This is a genomic window from Cellulosimicrobium sp. NPDC055967 (genome assembly GCF_042269845.1).
Classification (GTDB): domain Bacteria; phylum Actinomycetota; class Actinomycetes; order Actinomycetales; family Cellulomonadaceae; genus Cellulosimicrobium.
In genome coordinates this window covers 99,440-117,172 of sequence record NZ_JBHJYJ010000009.1, presented here as the reverse complement: position 1 = coordinate 117,172, position 17,733 = coordinate 99,440, and the positions used below count along the sequence as shown (strand labels likewise).

Sequence of the window (17,733 nt, the reverse complement as noted above, 5' to 3'; positions counted from 1 at the left end):
GGAGGCACCACGATGTCCGCCCCACAGACCACGACCGACGCGGGAGTCGGCTCGCCCGGAACCGACGGCCCCCCGCCTCGGCACACCCTCCGGTCGCGCGGGGCCGACGCCTCGCACGCACGGGACTACAGCCCCGGGTTCTTCGTCAAGCTCGCGCTCATGGCCGTCGTCGACGCGCTCGGCGTGTACGTGGTCTGGTCCGCGTGGACCGAGGGCTCGTACGGGATCCTCGCGGCGTCCCTGGCGATGCTCGTCGTCGCGAACTGGGTGTACTTCTCCAAGCGCGCGCTGCCGCTCAAGTACATCCTTCCCGGGCTGCTCTTCCTCCTCGTCTACCAGATCTTCGTGGTCGGCTACACCGGGTACGTCGCCTTCACCAACTACGGCACCGGGCACAACGCGACCAAGGAGCAGGCGGTCTCCGCGCTGCTCATCCAGAACGAGCGCCGCGTCGAGGGCTCTGCCTCGTCGGCCCTGACCGTGGTCGAGGACGGCGACGCGCTCGGCTTCGCGGTCGTCACCGAGGACGGCGAGGTCGAGGCCGGGACGGCGGACCGGCCGCTCGCCGTCGTGGACGGCGCGACGGTCGAGGACGGTCGCGCGACCGACGTCCCCGGCTTCACCGTGCTGCCCCGTGACCAGGTGCTCCAGCGCCAGGCCGAGGTGACCGAGCTCCGCGTGCCGGTCTCGGACGACCCCGAGGACGGGTCGATCCGCACCACGGACGCGCGGACCGGCTACGTCTACACGTCGGCGCTCGAGTGGGACGCCGCGGCGGACACCATGACCGACACGACGACCGGGACCGTCTACACCCCGAACGACGAGGGCCAGTTCCAGGCCCCCGACGGCTCGACCCTCGCGGTCGGGTGGCGCGTGCCCGTCGGCTTCGACAACTTCGTCACCGCGTTCTCCGACGCCCGCTACGCGCAGCCGTTCGTCAAGATCCTCGTGTGGACGTTCGTCTTCGCGATCGGCTCGGTCGTCACGACGTTCCTGCTCGGCCTCTTCCTCGCGATCGTCTTCAACGACACGCGGATGCGCGGGCGCAAGGTGTACCGCACGCTCATGATCCTGCCGTACGCGATCCCGGGGTTCCTCGCCGCGCTGCTCTGGTCCGGCCTGCTCAATACGCGGTTCGGTTTCATCAACGAGGTGATCCTCGGCGGCGCGCACATCCCGTGGCTCACGGACCCGTGGCTCGCGAAGCTCTCGGTGCTCGGCGTGAACCTGTGGCTGGGCTTCCCCTACATGTTCCTCATCTGCACGGGCGCGCTGCAGTCGCTGCCGGGCGACGTCATGGAGGCGGCCAAGATCGACGGCGCCGGGCGCTGGCGGACGTGGCGGGCGATCACGCTCCCGCTCCTGCTCATCGCGACCGCGCCGCTGCTCATCTCGTCGTTCGCCTTCAACTTCAACAACTTCACGCTCATCTACATGCTCACCGGCGGCGGTCCACGGTTCGCCGACGCGTCCGTCCCGCTCGGCCACACCGACATCCTCATCTCGATGGTCTACTCGATCTCGGGTGTCGACGGGTCCGCCCAGAAGGACTTCGGTCTCGCGAGCGCGCTGTCGATCGTCATCTTCGTCATCGTGGGGACGATCTCGGCCATCGCCTTCCGCAGCACGCGCAAGTTCGAGGAGATCAGCTGACATGGCGACCACCCAGGCACCCCCCGTCGTCGGCGGTCGGCCCGCCCCGTCCGCGGTCTCGCGGACCCGGATGAAGCCGGGCCGCTGGTTCTCCGAGCTCGGCTGGCGGCACCTCGTCGGTGTCATCGCCGTCGTCTACGCGGCCTTCCCGCTCGTCTACGTCCTCTCGGCGTCCCTGTCGGAGAACGGCACCCTCACCGGCTCCAACACGCTCTTCTCCGACGTGAGCGGCGCGAACTACGCCGAGCTCGGCACCACGATGTTCTGGACGTGGATGGGCAACACGCTGGTGATCGCGGTCGCGACGTCCGTCGGCACGGTGCTCATGGGCGCGGCCGCCGCCTACGCGTTCTCGCGCTTCCGGTTCGCCGGGCGCCGCATGGGACTCACGTCGCTGCTCATCGTCCAGATGTTCCCGCAGATGCTCGCGTTCGTGGCGATCTTCCTGCTGCTCATCGGGCTCGGGAACGTCGTCCCGATCCTGGGCCTGAACAGCAAGATCGCACTCATCGCCGTGTACCTGGGCGGCGCGCTCGGCGTGAACACGTTCCTCATGTACGGGTTCTTCAACACGGTCCCGCGCGAGCTCGACGAGGCCGCCAAGATCGACGGCGCCACGCACTCGCAGATCTACTGGACGATCATCCTGCGCCTGGTCGCCCCGATCCTCGCGGTCGTCGCGCTGCTGTCGTTCATCAGCACGTTCGGCGAGTTCATCATCGCGCGCATCGTCCTCACGTCGGAGCGCAACTGGACGCTCGCCGTCGGGCTCTACGGCTGGGTGTCGTCGCTCAAGGAGGCGAACTGGGGCCTGTTCACGGCCGGCGCCGTGATCTCCGCGCTGCCTGTGCTCGCGCTGTTCCTCTACCTGCAGAAGTACATCGTCGGCGGGCTCACCGCCGGGTCCGTGAAGGGCTGACGGCGTGCGCGACGTCGCGAGCCCCGTCCCGCACCACGACGGCTCGGCGCTGTACGTCCCCGAGGGCGTCCCCGCCCTCGGGGAAACGGTCCCCGTCCGCGTGCGCGTGCCCCGGTCGGCGGGCGTGCGCGACGTGTGGCTGCGCACCGTGCGCGACGGCGAGCCCCGGCTCGCCCCCGCGCGGCTCGACCGCTCGGACGAGCACGAGGACTGGTACGTCGCCGAGGTGCTCGTGCACAACCCCGCGACGGGGTACCGGTTCTTCCTCGACGAGGGCGCGGCCGGGTACCGCTGGCTCAACGGCCGCGGGGTGTGGGACCGCGACGTGCCCGACGCCGCGGACTTCCGCCTCACCGTCCACGAGGGCGCGCCCGCGTGGATGCGCGACGGCGTCGTCTACCAGGTCTTCCCGGACCGGTTCGCCCGGTCGGCGGCGGCCGACGGGCGCCCGCTGCCCGAGTGGGCCGTCCCGGCGGCCTGGGGCGACGAGCCGCACGGGTCGGGGCCCGACGTCGGGACGCAGTTCTACGGGGGCGACCTCGCCGGCGTCGAGGAGCGGCTCGACCACCTCGTCGCGCTCGGCGTCACGACGCTGTACACGACGCCCGTCTTCCCGGGCCGGTCCAACCACCGCTACGACGCGAGCACGTTCGACCATGTCGACCCGCTGCTCGGCGGTGACGCGGCGTACGCGTCGCTGGTCCGCGCCGCGCACGCGCGCGGGCTGCGCGTCATGGGCGACCTCACGACCAACCACACGGGCGCCGGGCACGAGTGGTTCGCGCGGGCGCTCGCGGATCCCGCCGCGCCGGAGCGCGACTTCTACTACTGGACCGACGGCGAGCCCGGGTACGTGGGCTGGCTCGAGCACGCGTCGCTGCCCAAGCTGTCGTACGGCTCGGCCGAGCTCGGGGCGCGGATGATCGACGGGCCCGGGTCCGTCGTCGGGCGCTACCTGGGCGAGCCGTTCGGCCTCGACGGCTGGCGCATCGACGTCGCGAACATGACCGGCCGGTTCGGTGCCGAAGACCGCACGCTCGAGGTCGCGCGGCGCCTGCGCGCGACGATGCGGGCCGCGAACCCCGAGGCGGCGCTCGTGGCGGAGCACTTCCACGACGCCTCGGGTGACCTGGCGGGCGATGGCTGGCACGCGAACATGAACTACTCGGCGTTCACACGCCCGGCCTGGACGTGGCTGTCGCCCGCGGACTCGCCGGTGCCCTACCTCGGCCTCCCGGTGCGCACGCCGCGGCGCGGCGGCCGCGACGTCGTCGCGACGATGCGCGAGTTCGACGCCGTGCTGCCGTGGCGCGTCACGGCGTCGCAGTGGAACATGCTCGGGTCGCACGACACCCCGCGCCTGCGCTCGATCGTCGGCTCGCGCGAGATGGTCGAGGTCGCGGCGACGCTCCTGCTCACCTACCCCGGCACGCCGGTCGTGTTCGCGGGCGACGAGGTGGGGCTCACGGGCCTCAACGGCGAGCACGGGCGCGCGACCATGCCGTGGGACGACGCGTCGACGGGTTCGGGTCGCTGGGACGCCGCGACGTTCGACCTGTACCGCGACCTGATCGCCGTCCGGCGCAGCTCGGACGCGCTGCGGCACGGCGGCCTGCGGTGGGTGCACGTGGACGACGACGCCCTCGTCTACCTGCGCGAGACGCCGGAGGAACGCGTGCTCGTCACGCTCGCCCGCGCGCCGTGGGACGGCGTCACGCTGCACCCGGCGCTCGTGGGGTCGGGCGAGGCAGAGCGGCTGCACGGCACGCTGGACCTCACCAGGCACGACGGCGGCGCCCGGCTCGCGGGCGACGGCCCGGCTGTCGGGGTGTGGCGCCTGGGCTGATCCGCCCGTTCGGGCAGTCCCGCAGGGCTGCCCGGCGAGCGACGGTCAGTCGAAACCCGCTGGGCGGTCAGTCGAAGAGGTGCGCGACCTGGCGCACGGCGTCGTCGTACTGCGCGCGGTCGAACGTGAACGCGCCAAGGGCGGAGTAGTCCCACTCGGGATGGAAAGGCTGCGCGAGGTCGTGCCACGTGACCGTCGTCGCGTCGACGTCGATCGCCACCTCGAACGGCCAGCAGCCCGCCTCGTGGCAGCCATCGCACGCGAGCACCCACGCGTGCCTGCGGCGTCCGGGGAGGCGACCGTGGCCGTACCACTGGCGTGACGCCCTGCCGTACCGGAACACCTCGGGCACAATGCCGCCGTACCCGCCCGACGGCGTGTACCGACGTGCCGACTCGAACGCGCTGACGATGCTCACGAGCGAGCGGCCGTCGAGGTACGGGACCACTTCGACGACCTCGTCCTCCCGGACCACCCGCAGCTCGAGCGCGTGCGCTGCACCCATGTGCGCGAGGCTACGCCCCCGCCCGGCAGCGCGCCGCCGAGAAGGGAGTTCTCGCCCCCGAGAAGCGCGGACCGAGGGCGAGAACTCCCTTCTCGGCCCGGCGCGCTCGTGGCAGGATCGCGACGTGACCGTCGAGCGCCTCGCGATCCTCTCGGACGTCCACGGCAACCTGTCCGCGCTGGAGGCGGTGCTCGCCGACGCGCGGTCCCGCGGCGTGACGACGATCCTCAACCTCGGGGACATGGTCGGCAAGGGTCCTCGGGGGCAGGCCGTCGTCGACCGGTGCCGTGACGCGTGCGCGGTCACCGTCCGGGGCAACTGGGAGGACTTCCTGCCCCGGACGCCTGACGACGGGGTCCCGGAGCACGTCTGGTGGCGCGACGAGCTGCGCGCGGACCAGCACGCCTGGTTCGGTACGCTCCCGCTGAGCCACGACCTGCTGCTCAGCGGCCGCCGGGTCCGTCTCCTCCACGCGTCGGCCGCGTCGGTGCACGTCAAGGTCTTCCGCGACCACTCCCCGGGGGAGTTCGCCGGCATGTTCGCGGCGACCGCTCTCACCGGTGCCGGCCCCGAGCCGACCGTCGTCGTCTACGGCGACACCCACGACGCGTACGTCGAGACGTCCCGGGGGCGGACCCTCGCCAACGTCGGCAGCGTCGGGAACCCGCTCGACGAGCCGACGCCCGTCTACGCGATTCTCGAGGGCGTGCCCGGCTCGCCCGACCCGGCGCCGTTCGCGATCCAGCACGTGCGCGTGCCGTACGACGCCGAGGCGGAGATCGCCGTCGCGTACGACCTCGGCATGCCCGAGGCCGACGCGTGGGCGGGCGAGCTGCGCACCGGGGTCTACCGCGGCCTCGCGGACCCGGCTCCCGCCACGCCCTGACCGGCGTCGTTACGCTGGGGCCCGTGCAGACGTTCGAGCAGGAGGCGTTCGACCCCGCGGTCGTGGGGACCGGGCCGCGCCCGGCGCGCGGTGAGGAGGGCACGGCGTCGTACTCGGACGCCGACACCGAACGGTGGTTCGTCGAGTCCGCGAAGTCCCGCGCGCGCACGCCGTTCGAGCGCGACCGCGCGCGCATCGTCCACTCGTCGGCGCTGCGCCGCCTCGGCGCGAAGACGCAGGTGCTCGGGCCGGGCAGCGACGACTTCGTCCGGACCCGGCTGACGCACACGCTCGAGGTGGCGCAGGTGGGCCGCGAGATCGGGAAGGCGCTCGGGTGCGACCCGGACATCGTCGACACGGCGTGCCTCGCGCACGACCTGGGGCACCCGCCGTTCGGGCACAACGGGGAGCGGGCGCTCGCGGACCTCGCGGTCGACGTCGGCGGGTTCGAGGGCAACGCGCAGACCCTGCGCCTGCTCACGCGTCTCGACCCCAAGGTCGTCGACGCGGACGGGCGGTCGTACGGGCTCAACCTCACGCGCGCGAGCCTCGACGCGAGCGTCAAGTACCCGTGGGGCGCGGGCGAGGCGCCGCTGCGCGCGGACGGCCGCCCGACCCACAAGTTCGGCGTCTACGAGGACGACCGACCCGTGTTCGACTGGCTGCGCGCGGGCGCGCCGAGCCAGGTGAAGTGCCTCGAGGCGCAGGTCATGGACCTCGCGGACGACGTGTCGTACTCGGTGCACGACGTCGAGGACGCGATCGTGGGCGGGCGCATCGAGCTCGCGGTGCTCGACGACCCCGACGAGCGGGCCCGGGTCGTGCGCGCCGTCCACTCCTGGTACGGCACCGCGTACGACGAGGCGGCGCTCGACGCCGCGATCACGCGTCTGCAGGGCACCGGGCACCTGGTCACCGGGTTCGACGGGTCGCGGCGCGCGCTCGCCGCGCTCAAGGACGCGACGAGCCAGCTCATCGGCCGGTTCACCGGCGCGGCGCAGGACGCGACCCGCGCCCTCTACGGGGACGGGCCGCTCACCCGGTACGCCGCACGGCTCGTCGTGCCGGACGAGACGGTGGCGGAGATCCTCGTGCTCAAGGGTGTCGCGGTCGCCTACGTCATGGCGCCGCGCGAGCAGGAGCCGCTCTACCAGCGCCAGCGCGAGGTCATCGCCGATCTCGTGCACGTCTTCTCCGACCGCGCGCCCGTCGCGCTCGAGCCGTCCTTCGCGGCGGACTGGGAGGCCGCGCCCGACGACGCCGCCCGGTTGCGCGTCGTCGTCGACCAGGTCGCCTCGCTGACCGACGTCTCGGCCATGCAGCTCCACGCACGCCTCGTGCGCCCGCCGGTCTGAGCGACCGGCGAGCGGCACCGCCGTCTGGCTGGGCGCCCCGGGGTCAGCCGCGCTCGGAGACCCAGGCGTCGCTCGCGCGCTGGACGTCCTCGGCCGTCACCGAGTCCGCGACGGTCGCGAAGTACCAGCGGTGCCCGAAGGGGTCGCGGACGGCGGCCTGGCGGAACCCCTCGAACCAGTCGGCGGGTTCGGCGAGGCTCGTCGCGCCGGCCGCGAGCGCCCGCGCGTACGCGGCGTCCGTGTCCTCGACGGGGACGGTGAACGACGCGTGCGTCGGCGCACCCGGCTCCGGCGCGACCGAGTCGGGCGGGAACGCCTCCGCGACGGTGAACGTGCTCGTCCCCGCGGGGGAGTCGAGGCGCAGGTCGGAGTGGATGACGGCGTCGCCCGCCGTGATCGTGTCGACCACCTCGGCGCCGAGCGCGGCCTCGTAGAACGCGATGGCCTCGCGCGCGCCGTTCACCGTGACGTTGGGGTGCAGTGCCGACATCTCCATGGGGTCCTCCTCGTCGTGGTCGCCCGCGGGGTGCGGGCCGTACCACCATGCTCGTGTCGGCGGGCCGTGCCAGTCTTGGAGGAATGCGACAGGTGTTCGAACCCCAGGACCGCGCCGACGCGAGGGCGGCGTCCCGGCGCGGCCCGACGACGTCCCTGCGGGGGCTCGTCGACCCCGCCGCTGCGCGGCGCGGGTTCGAGCTCGTGCGCGTCGATCCGGCGCCGGACCTCGCGGACCTCGTCGAGCGGCACTGGGTCGTGCGCTGGGACCTGCCGCGAGGGGAGTCGTTCACGCAGGTCGTGGTTCCGCACCCGGTCGCCAACGTGGTCGCCCAGGCGGCGGGGTACGTCGCGCACGGCGTCCCGCCGGGTCTGTTCGAGCGCACCCTGGCCGGGTCGGGTGCCGTCGTGGGGACCAAGCTGCGGCCGGGCGCGTTCCGCGTGCTGCTGGGGCACGCGGACGCCGTGCGCGCGGGCGTGCAGGTGCCCGCCGCCGCGTTCCTCGGCCCGACGGCGGAGCGCACCGGCGACGCCGCGCTCGCCCTCGCCGTCGCCGGCCGGGACGAGGAGGCCGCGCGCGGCGTCGAGCCGCTGCTGCGGGCGCGGGCCGACCGCGTCCGCGACGCGCGGGCGGCACGCGACCTCGACCGCGTCGCCCGCGCGTTCGCCGCCCTCGTGGCCGGGGACCTGGGGCCCGGCGCGGGCGTCGCCGACCTCGCCGCCGTCGTCGGGACCTCCGCACGCTCGCTCCAGCGGCTCTTCGCCACCTACGTCGGCGTGAGCCCCAAGTGGGCCCTGCAGCGCCACCGCGTGCACCTCGCGGCCGACCTGCTCGCCGCGGACCCCGACCAGGACCTCGCGGCGCTCGCGAGCGCCGTCGGGTACTACGACCAGGCGCACCTCGGCACCGACTTCGCGCGCGCGACCGGGTCCACGCCCGGGGCCTACGCGCGACGCTGCGCCGCGTCGCGCGACGCGCTCGTCGGGGCGGGCGCGACGGTGCACCCGGGGTGACCGACGACGCCGTCGAGCCACCCCCGAGGCATCGCCCGGGCGCATAGACTCGCTCCGTGGCCGGCCTGATTCGACGCGAGGACGTGGAAGCCGTCCGCGACCGCGCACGGATCGACGAGATCGTCTCCGCGCACGTCACCCTCAAGACCGCGGGCGTCGGCTCGCTCAAGGGGTTGTGCCCCTTCCACGACGAGCGCTCGCCGTCCTTCCACGTGCGACCCGGCGTGGGGCGCTGGCACTGCTTCGGGTGCGGCGAGGGCGGCGACGTCATCTCGTTCGTCCAGAAGATCGACGGCCTGACCTTCGTCGAGGCGGTCGAGTACCTCGCCGACCGCGTCGGGATCCAGCTCCGCTACGAGGACTCGGGCGGGCCGCAGCGCCCGCGCGAGGAGCCGGGACGGCGCCAGCGGCTGCTCGAGGCGCACCGTGTCGCCGCGCAGTACTTCTCCGAGCAGCTCTTCGCGTCCGGCGCGCAGGCGGCCCGCGCGTTCCTCGCCGAGCGCAGCTTCGACCGCGCGGACGCCGAGCACTTCGGCGTCGGGTACGCGCCCACCGGTTGGGACAACCTGCAGCGGCACCTCCAGGGGCGCGGCTTCACGCAGCCCGAGCTGATCGCGTCCGGCCTCATGAGCCAGGGCCAGCGCGGCATCTACGACCGGTTCCGCGGACGCCTCGTGTGGCCCATCCGCGACGTCACGGGCGAGATCGTCGGGTTCGGCGCGCGGCGCCTCTACGACGAGGACCAGGGGCCGAAGTACCTCAACACCCCCGAGACCTCGCTCTACAAGAAGTCGCACGTGCTCTACGGCATCGACCTCGCCAAGCGCGAGATCGCCAAGCAGAAGCGCGTCGTCGTCGTCGAGGGGTACACGGACGTCATGGCCGCGCACCTCTCCGGCGTGACGACCGCCGTCGCGACGTGCGGCACGGCGTTCGGGTCCGACCACGCGCGCATCGTGCGCCGGCTCCTCGGCGACACGACGGCCGGGGGCGGCATGCAGCTCGCCTCGGGCGCCTCCGTCGGGGGTGAGGTCGTGTTCACGTTCGACGGCGACGCCGCGGGCCAGAAGGCCGCCGTGCGCGCGTTCGGCGAGGACCAGCGCTTCTACGCCCAGACGTTCGTGGCCGTCGAGCCGAGCGGCATGGACCCGTGCGAGCTGCGCATGGCGCGCGGCCCCGACGCGGTGCGCGCCCTCGTCGACGGGCGCCAGCCCCTCTTCGAGTTCGTCATCCGCACGACCCTCGCGACGTTCGACCTCGACACCGCCGAGGGCCGCGTCGGTGCGCTGCGCGCCGCCGCCCCGGTCGTCGCCGGGATCCGCGACGCCGCGCTGCGCCCCGAGTACGCCCGCATGCTCGCGGGCTGGATCGGCATGGACGCCGAGCGCGTCCGGCGCGAGGTCGCGGCGGCCGCCAAGCGCGGCAGCGCGCCCGGCCCGGTCCGCACGTCGCGGCCCGACGGCGCCCGCCCCGGCGGCGAGGCGACCGAGCCCGAGCCCACGGTCCCGGCGCTCCCCGCACCCGACCCGCGCGACCCGGTGGCGCGCCGCGAGCGCCTCGCGCTCGTCGCCGTCCTGCAGTACCCCCAGCACGTGCCGCCGGTCTTCGACGACCTCGGCGAGGACGCGTTCGCCGTCCCGGCCTGGCGCGCCGTCCACGCCGCGATCCGCGCCGCGGGCGGGGTGCGCGAGGGCGCGACGCTCGGCGCCGGGCACTGGGTCGAGGCCGTCGTCGAGCAGGCCGCCGAGCCCGTGCGCGGCCTCGTGACCGAGCTCGCCGTCGCACCGCTCCCCGAGGACCGCGAGAACGTCGTCGGCGGCTACGTCGCCGGCGTCGTGCGGGGCCTCGTCGACCTCGGCCTCACCCGCCGCGTCGCCGACGCGAAGAGCCGCCTGCAGCGCCTCGACCCCGCGGCCGACCTCGCCGCGTACCAGGAGGCGTTCGCCACGCTCCTCGCGGTCGAGGCCGAGCGCCGCACGCTGCGCGAGGGCGAGATCGCCTGAGCCGTCCGGGAGGTCAGGCCGTCGCGTCCGCGGTCGCGGCGGCCGTCGCAGCCCGACGGTCGCGCGCCGCCTGCCGGTCCGCGGGCATGAGGGCCGCGAGGACGACGAGGACCGCGGCGCTCGCGGTGAGCAGGACGAACACGACGTGGATCGCGCTCATGAGGCCGGGGCCCTCGGGCGTGCCGTCGGCGCCGAGCGTCGTGCGGGCGTTGATGATCGCGCCGCAGACCGCGACGCCGACGGCCGAGCCCAGCGACCGCGCGAACATGTTGGTGCCCGTCACGGCGCCGCGCTCCGTGAAGACGGCCGACGACTGGGCGGCGATGAGCGTCGGGACGGCGGTCAGACCCATCCCGACGCCGACGACGAACGTCGTCGCGGCGACGGCGACGACCGACGACGACGCGCCCAGCAGCAGCGTGAGCGACGTGCCGGCGAGGACGAGCGCCGACCCGATGACGGCGGTCCAGCGGAAGCCGATCCGCAGGTAGAGGCGCCCGGCGTTCGAGGCGGAGATCGGCCAGCCGACCGTCATCGCCGCGAGCGCGAAGCCCGCGACGAGCGGCCCGACGCCGAGGACGCCCTGGGCGTAGATCGGCACGTACGTGGAGAGCGCGAGGACGATGACCCCGACGAGGAGCGAGACGGCCGTCGAGACGCCGACGACGCGCCGCCGCAGGATCGCGAGGTCGACCACGGGGTAGCGCGTGCGGCGCGCGTGCACCGCGAAGACGCCGAGCAGGAGGAGCGCGGCACCCAGGACGGCGACCGACGCGGGGGATGCCCAGGCCCACGTGGACCCGCCCTCGAGAAGCCCGAGCAGGAGCAGCGTGCTGCCCGCCGTGAGCAGCGTCGCGCCCACGTAGTCGATGGGCTCGCGCGCTCCCTCGCGCGGGGACTCGTGGTACCGGCGGTGCAGCATCCACGCCGCCAGGGCGCACAGCGGCACGTTGACGAAGAAGATCCAGCGCCAGCTCACGAACTCGGAGAAGACGCCGCCGAGCGTCGGGCCGACGACGGACGAGATCGCCCACACCGACGCGAGGTAGCCCTGCGCCTTCGCGCGCTCCTCGAGCGTGTAGATGTCGGCGGCGATCGTCTGGGAGACGGGCATCACCGCACCGGCGCCCAGACCCTGGAGCACGCGGCCCGCGACGAGCGCGGGCATCGACCACGCGAACCCGCACAGCACGGACCCGAGGAAGAACAGGGCGACCCCCGCCAGCATGAGCCGCTTGCGGCCGAGCACGTCGGACAGCCTGCCGAAGACCGGCGTCCCGACCGCCTGCGCGAGCGGATAGCTCGAGAAGAGCCAGGGGAGCTGCTCGAACCCGCCGAGCTCGCGCGCGATCGTGGCCGACGCCGTCGCGATGATCGTCGCGTCGAGCGCGACGAGGGCCGTGGACAGCATGAGCGCGAGGAGGACGGGGCCGCGCTCGGAGCGCAGGCCGATCCCTGCGGAGGACGTCGTGGTCACGACAGACGCAAGCCCGGGGCAACGGTCGCGTATTCCCGGACGTGCCGACCGTGCCAGGTCGACGCACCGGCGGGGGCGGAGAAACGGCTCGGCCCCGGACCGCTGTGCGGTCCGGGGCCGAGCTCTCGAGGCTCCCGCGGTAGGACTTGAACCTACGACCGTCCGATTAACAGTCGGATGCTCTGCCAGCTGAGCTACGCGGGATCGATCGTGGCCGTCACGGTGTGCACCGCAGCGACCGGGGAAAACTCTAGCAGGCTCAGAGGGGTAGTCCGGACGCGGACCGGACCCGGCCCTCGGCGGCGTCCACGCGGGCCGTCACCTCGGGGTCCGTCAGGTCGACGCCGGGGTCGGCGACGACCTGCGAGAAGAGCTCGCCGTCTCCGTCCCGGCGCACCGCGACCCGTGCGGTGAGCCCGGGGGCGAACGTCACGGTCTCCGACAGCACCACCGACGACTGGACGCGCTCCCGCAGCGTCTGGGCGAGCGACGTACGGCGCGCGTCGGCGAGCGTGAGGGCCAGCGGAGGTGCGCCGTCGACCCACGAGACCGTGATCGTGGCGGTCTCCGGTACGTACCCCGCCCGGTCGACGTCCGACCACGGGCGTCGTGCGATGACCCCGCCGGTCGGGTCGCTCGTGAGGAGCTCGGTGCGGGTCGCGACCGCCCACGAGCCGTCGGCCAGCTCCGCCGAGGCGAGCACGCGGTCGCTCGCCGGGACGTCGAGCGATCGGCGGACCGGGTCGGGCAGGCTGGGGCGGCGGAACCAGGACACGTCCCCACCGTAGCCGCTCGAAGGTCAGGGCTGTACGCAGGTCGGTCGAAGAGCCCCGGTGGCTCTCCGCTGGCCGATCCGCCGGAAGGCAGCGAGCATCCGAGGAGGCGAGCTTCACGGGCGAGGGGGACGGACCATGATCATGAGGACGGCTGCAGGACTGGTGATGGCGGTCGTCGCGGTGGTGTGCATCGTGCTCGCCGCGATGCCGAGCGCGGCGCTCTCGTACGCCTACCGTGCAGGTCATCCGATGTACTTCAGCGGTCCCCGCTCGGGCGTCCTGTGCACCGGCTCCTACACCATCACCGGGACCAGCGGCTCGTTCCCGGTGACGGCCGCGCACTGCGCCGCGCCGGGGACCACGGTGTTCGGCACCGACGCGCCCTGGGGTGCGGTCGCCTATGCGAAGACATACCCGAACACGGATACAGCGCTGGTCCGCGCCTCCGGCGGCGTGGGGCTGTACCAGATGGTCGTCGACCCGCGCACGGGCGCGACGCCGGGTGACGGCAGGGTGACGGGGATCATGCGGACGAGCGCGCAGAGCCGGGACGCGCTCGTCGGCAAGATGGGCGTGACGAGCGGCTGGCAGGAGGGGCGTATCACGTTCTGGGGGTACCACCCCCAGTACGGCGGGGTCCTCGTCTGTCACACGGCGACGACTCTCGCCGGGGACTCCGGAGGGCCCGTGTGGCGCATGGACGAGTTCGGGCTGCGCGCGGTCGGGATCACCGTCCTGCGGCTGGCGGACGGTTCGGGGGGCTGCTACCACCCGATCGACCACGTCCTGAAGGCCTGGGGGGCACGCCTGAACGTCTTCCCGAGCGGTTCGGTGACGTACTCCGAGGCGACGCTCTCCGTGCCCGGCAGCCTGCCCTTCGTCAACCTGACGCTGGGGGGCGCGTCCGCCCGGTCGGCACCGAGTCCCGGCGCCACCACCGATACACCACACCAGGACGCGCCGACCGTGGTCGTGACCTACTGACGCGGAGTCGAGCCCTCGGAGGGCTTCCGGTCCTCGTGCCCCGTGCAGGACTTGAACCCGCGACCGAGAGATTATGAGTCTCCTGCTCTGACCAGCTGAGCTAACGGGGCGCGCCGGTGAGCATACCGCCGCGGACGGTCGGTCCGGCGCTGCGGATGCGGTGCGCGCGGCGCGGGGGTGTCATGGCGTCATGACGATCCGGATCAAGCGCGTGTACGAGTCGGTCGACGAGGACGACGGGTACCGCGTGCTCGTCGACCGGCTGTGGCCGCGCGGTGAGAGCAAGGAGAAGGCGCACGTGGACCTCTGGCTCAAGGAGGTCGCGCCGTCCACGGAGCTGCGACAGTGGTTCCACCACGAGGAGCGGCTGTTCGACGAGTTCGCGGAGCGGTACCGGGCCGAGCTGGACGCGAACGGCGAGGTCGTGGGAGAGCTGCGGGACGTCGTCGGGCAGCATCCCGTGGTGACGCTCGTGTACGGGGCGCGGGACGAGGAGCACAACCAGGCGGTCGTGCTGCGGGACTACCTGGCCGCGACGGGCTCGTCCTGACGCGCCGGGGCGCGCCGGCCCGGGCGGCCGGGGTCGCGCCGGAGGTCGCGGTCGAGCGCGCGGCGCAGCCGCGGGCCGAGCGGGAGCTCGACGGCGCGGTGGACCGCCCAGGCGAGCAGGAGGCACGCGGCGACCGCGACGGTGAGCGTCGCAGCCTGGGGAAGGTACGGGTGCACCGACTCGATCACCCACCGCCCCCACGACGCGTGCACGAGGTAGAGCGGGTACGTGAGCGCACCCAGGGCGGTGAGCCACCCCCACGAGACCCGCGCGAGCGGGGTCAGCGTCGCGACGGCGACGACGGCGAAGCACAGGACGATCGCGACCCACCAGACGGCGGGGGGCACGACGACGTCGGTGCTGTTCTCGATGCGGGCCGCCTGGATCCGGCCCGAGACGGCGGCCGCGAGGGCGACGTCGAGGGCGAGCGCGAGCCAGAGCACCGGCGACCGGCGCTCCCGCGTGAGGAGGTAGAGCACCATCCCGCCGGCGAAGAGCGGGGCGTCGGGTGCGACGAGGGCGGTCGCGACGAGGTCTGAGCCCGTCCGTGTCGCGATCTCTCCCGCGACGGGCCACAGCACGGCGAACGCGATCACCCGCGCCCGGGTGAGGCCGACGGCGACGAGCACGCCGACGAGGACGTAGAACCGCAGCTCCGACCAGAGCGTCCAGTAGACCGCCTCGAGGTCGGGGATGCCGAACGCTCGCTGGACCATGGTGAGGTTGGCGGCAGCCTGCGGGAGGTCGACGTCGCGCCGGCCCGGGATCACGAGGACGAGCAGGGCGAGCGTGAGGAGCACGGCGGCCCAGTACGCGGGGAACAGCCGGCCGGCTCGCGAGGCGACGAAGCCGCGGACGTCGCGGCCCCACGCCGTCATGAGGATGACGTAGCCGCTGACCACGAAGAAGAGCTGGACGCCGAACGAGCCGTAGGCGGCGACGCCCTGCACGCCCGGCAGGGAGTCGCTCGTCCGCTCGCCCCACGCGTGGTGGTTGACGGCGACGAAGTGGTACACGAGCACTGCCGACGCGGCGGCGAACCGGAGTCCGTCGAGCACCGCGAGGCGCGGGTTCGTCGTGGGCATCCGAGGCACGTTACCAAACCGTGATCTGAGCTTCCTGGGGACGGCGCTCGGCGTGCGTGCGGGGCGCGGGGCTGGCACGGTGTCCGGGCCGGAGAACCCGGCGGCGCGCTGGGGGCGGCGTCCCGACGACCGAGGAGGTCCAGTGGCACCGAGCATCAGCTCGACGGGCAAGACGGCGGCGCGCGGGGCGCGGGGCAGCAGGCCGCTCGAGATCCTCGCCCGCGCCGGGTACGCCGTGAGCGGCCTGCTCCACCTCGTGGTCGGGGTGCTCGCCGTGCAGGTGGCCACCGGTTCGACGTCGAGCGAGCAGGCGGACCAGACCGGCGCGCTCACCGCGATCGCGCAGACGCCGGGCGGGACCGTCCTGCTCTGGTTCGCGGTCGTGGCGTTCGCCGCGCTCGCGCTGTGGCAGCTCACCGTGGCGATCAGCGGCGCCGCCGAGACGTCCGACCGGCTCAAGGCCGCCGGCAAGGCGGTGCTCTACCTGGCGCTCGGCGTGCTCGCCGTGCAGGTCGTGAACGGGTCCGCGGGCGGCTCCGGCCAGGAGGAGAGCATGACGGCGACGCTCATGCAGAAGCCGGGTGGCGTGCTCCTGGTGGGTGCCGTCGGCGTCGGGATCGTCGCCGCGGGCGTGTACCACGTGGTCAAGGGGTGGCGGAAGAAGTTCCTGGAGGACCTGGAGGGCGGCACGGGCGGGAACGTCGGACGTGCCGTCGTGACGCTCGGGCGGGTGGGCTACGTCGCCAAGGGGGTCGCGCTCGGCGTGCTCGGCGCGCTCTTCGTCGTGGCCGCCGTGCAGCACGACCCCGAGCAGGCGGGCGGTCTCGACGCCGCGTTCGCGACCCTCGCGGCCCAGCCGTTCGGCGCGGTGCTGCTCGTCGCCGTCGGGCTCGGCTTCGCCGCGTACGGGCTCTACTCCTTCGCCCGCGCCCGGTACGCCCGCATGTGACGCGGGCCCCAGGCGCGCGGGTCGGAGACCCGGCCGCCCGTCGTCGTGCGCATGGAAGAATGGCGTCCATGGCGATGAGAGAGATCCGGACCATCCCGGACCCCGTGCTCCGCACCCCCTGCGACGAGATCACCACCATCGACGACCGCGTGCGCTCGCTCGTCGCGGACCTCGTCGAGACCGTCGACCACGAGGGACGCGCCGGCCTCGCCGCCAACCAGATCGGCGTGAACCTGCGGGCGTTCTCGTGGAACATCGACGACGAGATCGGGTACGTGCTCAACCCGCGCATCGTCGAGCTCTCCGACGACTACCAGGACGGCGACGAGGGCTGCCTCTCCGTCCCCAACCTCTGGTACCCGACGCGCCGCGCCTGGTACGCGCGCGTCGTGGGGACGGACCTCGACGGCAACGAGGTCGTCGTCGAGGGCACCGAGCTCATGGCCCGCTGCCTCCAGCACGAGTGCGACCACCTGGACGGCATGCTCTACCTCGACCGTCTGGACCGGTCCGTCCGCAAGAAGGCGATGCGGGAGCTGCGCGCCCACCTGTGACGGCCCGCGTCGGCCGACCGCGGCCGGGCACACCCGGCGAATCTCTCGCGCGAACGCGTGATCTCGTGCAAGATGGGCACGAGACACGCCGCGCGATACCTGTGACGTGCTGTGACACCACCCTTGGTGAGGACGTTGGGGAAGACGCAACCTCGACCTAGGGAGGCAGACATGGCCGGTGCCATCACCCGCGGTGTTCTTTACGTGCACTCAGCACCGCGTGCTCTGTGCCCGCACATGGAGTGGGCCGCGGGCAACGTCCTCGGCGTGCGCGTGTCGCTCGACTGGACCGAGCAGCCCGCCGCGCGCGGCCTCTACCGGGCCGAGTACTCGTGGCAGGGCCCGCAGGGGACGGGCGCCAAGCTGGCCTCCGCGCTGCGCGGCTGGTCCCACCTGCGCTACGAGGTCACCGAGGAGCCCAGCCACGGGGTCGACGGCGGGCGGTGGTCCCACACGCCCGACCTCGGCATCTTCTACGCCCAGACGGACGTGCACGGCAACATCGTCGTCCCGGAGGACCGGATCCGTGCCGCGCTGGAGCAGGTGAGCGAGCCCTGGGCCATGCGTGACGCCCTGCACCTCGCGCTCGGCAAGGCGTGGGACGACGAGCTCGAGCCGTTCCGCTACGCCGGTGCCGGCGCCCCGGTGCGCTGGCTCCACCGCGTCGGCTGACGCCGGG

17 protein-coding genes and 2 tRNA genes are annotated in these 17,733 nt (G+C 73.5%); 12 read left to right on the top strand and 7 right to left on the bottom strand.

All coding sequences use genetic code 11. The features are described 5' to 3' along the window. Positions 1-12: 12 nt before the first annotated feature. The 3 genes from ACFC2L_RS13325 to ACFC2L_RS13315 are packed head-to-tail and all read left to right on the top strand — an operon-like array spanning position 13 to position 4,421. Complete coding sequence (locus ACFC2L_RS13325) at positions 13-1,656, top strand: ABC transporter permease subunit (RefSeq protein ID WP_375824780.1); 1,644 nt, start codon at positions 13-15, stop codon at positions 1,654-1,656. A 1-nt stretch (position 1,657) separates the two neighbouring features. Then, positions 1,658-2,575, top strand: coding sequence for a sugar ABC transporter permease (locus tag ACFC2L_RS13320; protein WP_375824779.1), 918 nt, complete (start codon positions 1,658-1,660; stop codon positions 2,573-2,575). 4 nt (positions 2,576-2,579) lie between these two features. Then, the gene (locus ACFC2L_RS13315; protein ID WP_375824778.1) at positions 2,580-4,421 is read left to right on the top strand and encodes a glycoside hydrolase family 13 protein; all 1,842 of its coding nucleotides are present in this window, start codon (positions 2,580-2,582) and stop codon (positions 4,419-4,421) included. Between the two features lie 67 nt (positions 4,422-4,488). Here the strand turns inward: ACFC2L_RS13315 and ACFC2L_RS13310 are convergent, their stop codons facing one another. After that, on the bottom strand, positions 4,489-4,926 hold the full coding sequence (locus tag ACFC2L_RS13310; protein ID WP_375824777.1) for a hypothetical protein: 438 nt from the start codon (positions 4,924-4,926) through the stop codon (positions 4,489-4,491). Positions 4,927-5,050: 124 nt separating this feature from the next. Between ACFC2L_RS13310 and ACFC2L_RS13305 the strand changes: the two genes are divergently transcribed. Further along, complete coding sequence (locus tag ACFC2L_RS13305) at positions 5,051-5,812, top strand: metallophosphoesterase family protein (RefSeq protein WP_375824776.1); 762 nt, start codon at positions 5,051-5,053, stop codon at positions 5,810-5,812. A 62-nt stretch (positions 5,813-5,874) separates the two neighbouring features. Then, positions 5,875-7,167, top strand: coding sequence for a deoxyguanosinetriphosphate triphosphohydrolase (locus tag ACFC2L_RS13300; protein WP_375824824.1), 1,293 nt, complete (start codon positions 5,875-5,877; stop codon positions 7,165-7,167). 43 nt (positions 7,168-7,210) lie between these two features. On the opposite strand, the gene ACFC2L_RS13295 is transcribed toward ACFC2L_RS13300, so the two are convergent. Continuing rightward, positions 7,211-7,663 (bottom strand): VOC family protein, encoded by a 453-nt coding sequence (locus tag ACFC2L_RS13295; protein WP_375824775.1) that lies wholly within the window; start codon positions 7,661-7,663, stop codon positions 7,211-7,213. Between the two features lie 92 nt (positions 7,664-7,755). Here ACFC2L_RS13295 and ACFC2L_RS13290 point away from each other — a divergent pair, with 92 nt between their 5' ends. Beyond that, a complete protein-coding gene (locus tag ACFC2L_RS13290) occupies positions 7,756-8,676 on the top strand; it encodes a helix-turn-helix domain-containing protein (RefSeq protein ID WP_375824774.1) in 921 nt (306 codons plus the stop codon). 56 nt (positions 8,677-8,732) lie between these two features. After that, entirely contained in the window at positions 8,733-10,679 is a 1,947-nt protein-coding gene (gene dnaG, locus ACFC2L_RS13285; protein WP_375824773.1) for a DNA primase, read from the top strand. A gap of 13 nt (positions 10,680-10,692) precedes the next feature. Here the strand turns inward: dnaG and ACFC2L_RS13280 are convergent, their stop codons facing one another. From ACFC2L_RS13280 to ACFC2L_RS13270, 3 genes are all read right to left on the bottom strand, one after another. Then, on the bottom strand, positions 10,693-12,156 hold the full coding sequence (locus tag ACFC2L_RS13280; protein WP_375824772.1) for an MDR family MFS transporter: 1,464 nt from the start codon (positions 12,154-12,156) through the stop codon (positions 10,693-10,695). Between the two features lie 131 nt (positions 12,157-12,287). Beyond that, positions 12,288-12,360, bottom strand: a tRNA-Asn gene (locus ACFC2L_RS13275). A 55-nt stretch (positions 12,361-12,415) separates the two neighbouring features. Next, positions 12,416-12,931: a hypothetical protein gene (locus ACFC2L_RS13270; protein ID WP_375824771.1), complete on the bottom strand. Its 516-nt coding sequence runs from the start codon at positions 12,929-12,931 to the stop codon at positions 12,416-12,418. A gap of 136 nt (positions 12,932-13,067) precedes the next feature. Here ACFC2L_RS13270 and ACFC2L_RS13265 point away from each other — a divergent pair, with 136 nt between their 5' ends. After that, positions 13,068-13,916: a hypothetical protein gene (locus ACFC2L_RS13265; protein WP_375824770.1), complete on the top strand. Its 849-nt coding sequence runs from the start codon at positions 13,068-13,070 to the stop codon at positions 13,914-13,916. A 36-nt stretch (positions 13,917-13,952) separates the two neighbouring features. On the opposite strand, the gene ACFC2L_RS13260 is transcribed toward ACFC2L_RS13265, so the two are convergent. After that, a tRNA-Ile gene (locus ACFC2L_RS13260) sits at positions 13,953-14,026 on the bottom strand. 80 nt (positions 14,027-14,106) lie between these two features. On the opposite strand from ACFC2L_RS13260, the gene ACFC2L_RS13255 reads away from it, so the two are divergent. After that, positions 14,107-14,466, top strand: coding sequence for a DUF488 domain-containing protein (locus tag ACFC2L_RS13255; RefSeq protein ID WP_375824769.1), 360 nt, complete (start codon positions 14,107-14,109; stop codon positions 14,464-14,466). Here ACFC2L_RS13255 and ACFC2L_RS13250 read toward each other — a convergent pair. Further along, positions 14,439-15,551: an acyltransferase family protein gene (locus ACFC2L_RS13250; RefSeq protein ID WP_375824768.1), complete on the bottom strand. Its 1,113-nt coding sequence runs from the start codon at positions 15,549-15,551 to the stop codon at positions 14,439-14,441. The two genes, ACFC2L_RS13255 and ACFC2L_RS13250, sit on opposite strands and share 28 nt — an antisense overlap. Positions 15,552-15,693: 142 nt before the next feature. Between ACFC2L_RS13250 and ACFC2L_RS13245 the strand changes: the two genes are divergently transcribed. The 3 genes from ACFC2L_RS13245 to ACFC2L_RS13235 all read left to right on the top strand — a co-directional run bounded on the left by ACFC2L_RS13245 (position 15,694) and on the right by ACFC2L_RS13235 (position 17,726). Then, positions 15,694-16,500 carry a DUF1206 domain-containing protein gene (locus ACFC2L_RS13245; RefSeq protein ID WP_375824767.1) on the top strand — a complete coding sequence of 269 codons (807 nt, stop codon included), beginning with the start codon at positions 15,694-15,696 and terminating at the stop codon, positions 16,498-16,500. Positions 16,501-16,568: 68 nt separating this feature from the next. Then, positions 16,569-17,054 carry a peptide deformylase gene (gene def / locus ACFC2L_RS13240; protein ID WP_047233027.1) on the top strand — a complete coding sequence of 162 codons (486 nt, stop codon included), beginning with the start codon at positions 16,569-16,571 and terminating at the stop codon, positions 17,052-17,054. Between the two features lie 171 nt (positions 17,055-17,225). Next, positions 17,226-17,726, top strand: a complete 501-nt coding sequence (locus ACFC2L_RS13235; RefSeq protein WP_047233028.1) for a DUF3145 domain-containing protein — start codon at positions 17,226-17,228, stop codon at positions 17,724-17,726. Positions 17,727-17,733: the final 7 nt, after the last annotated feature.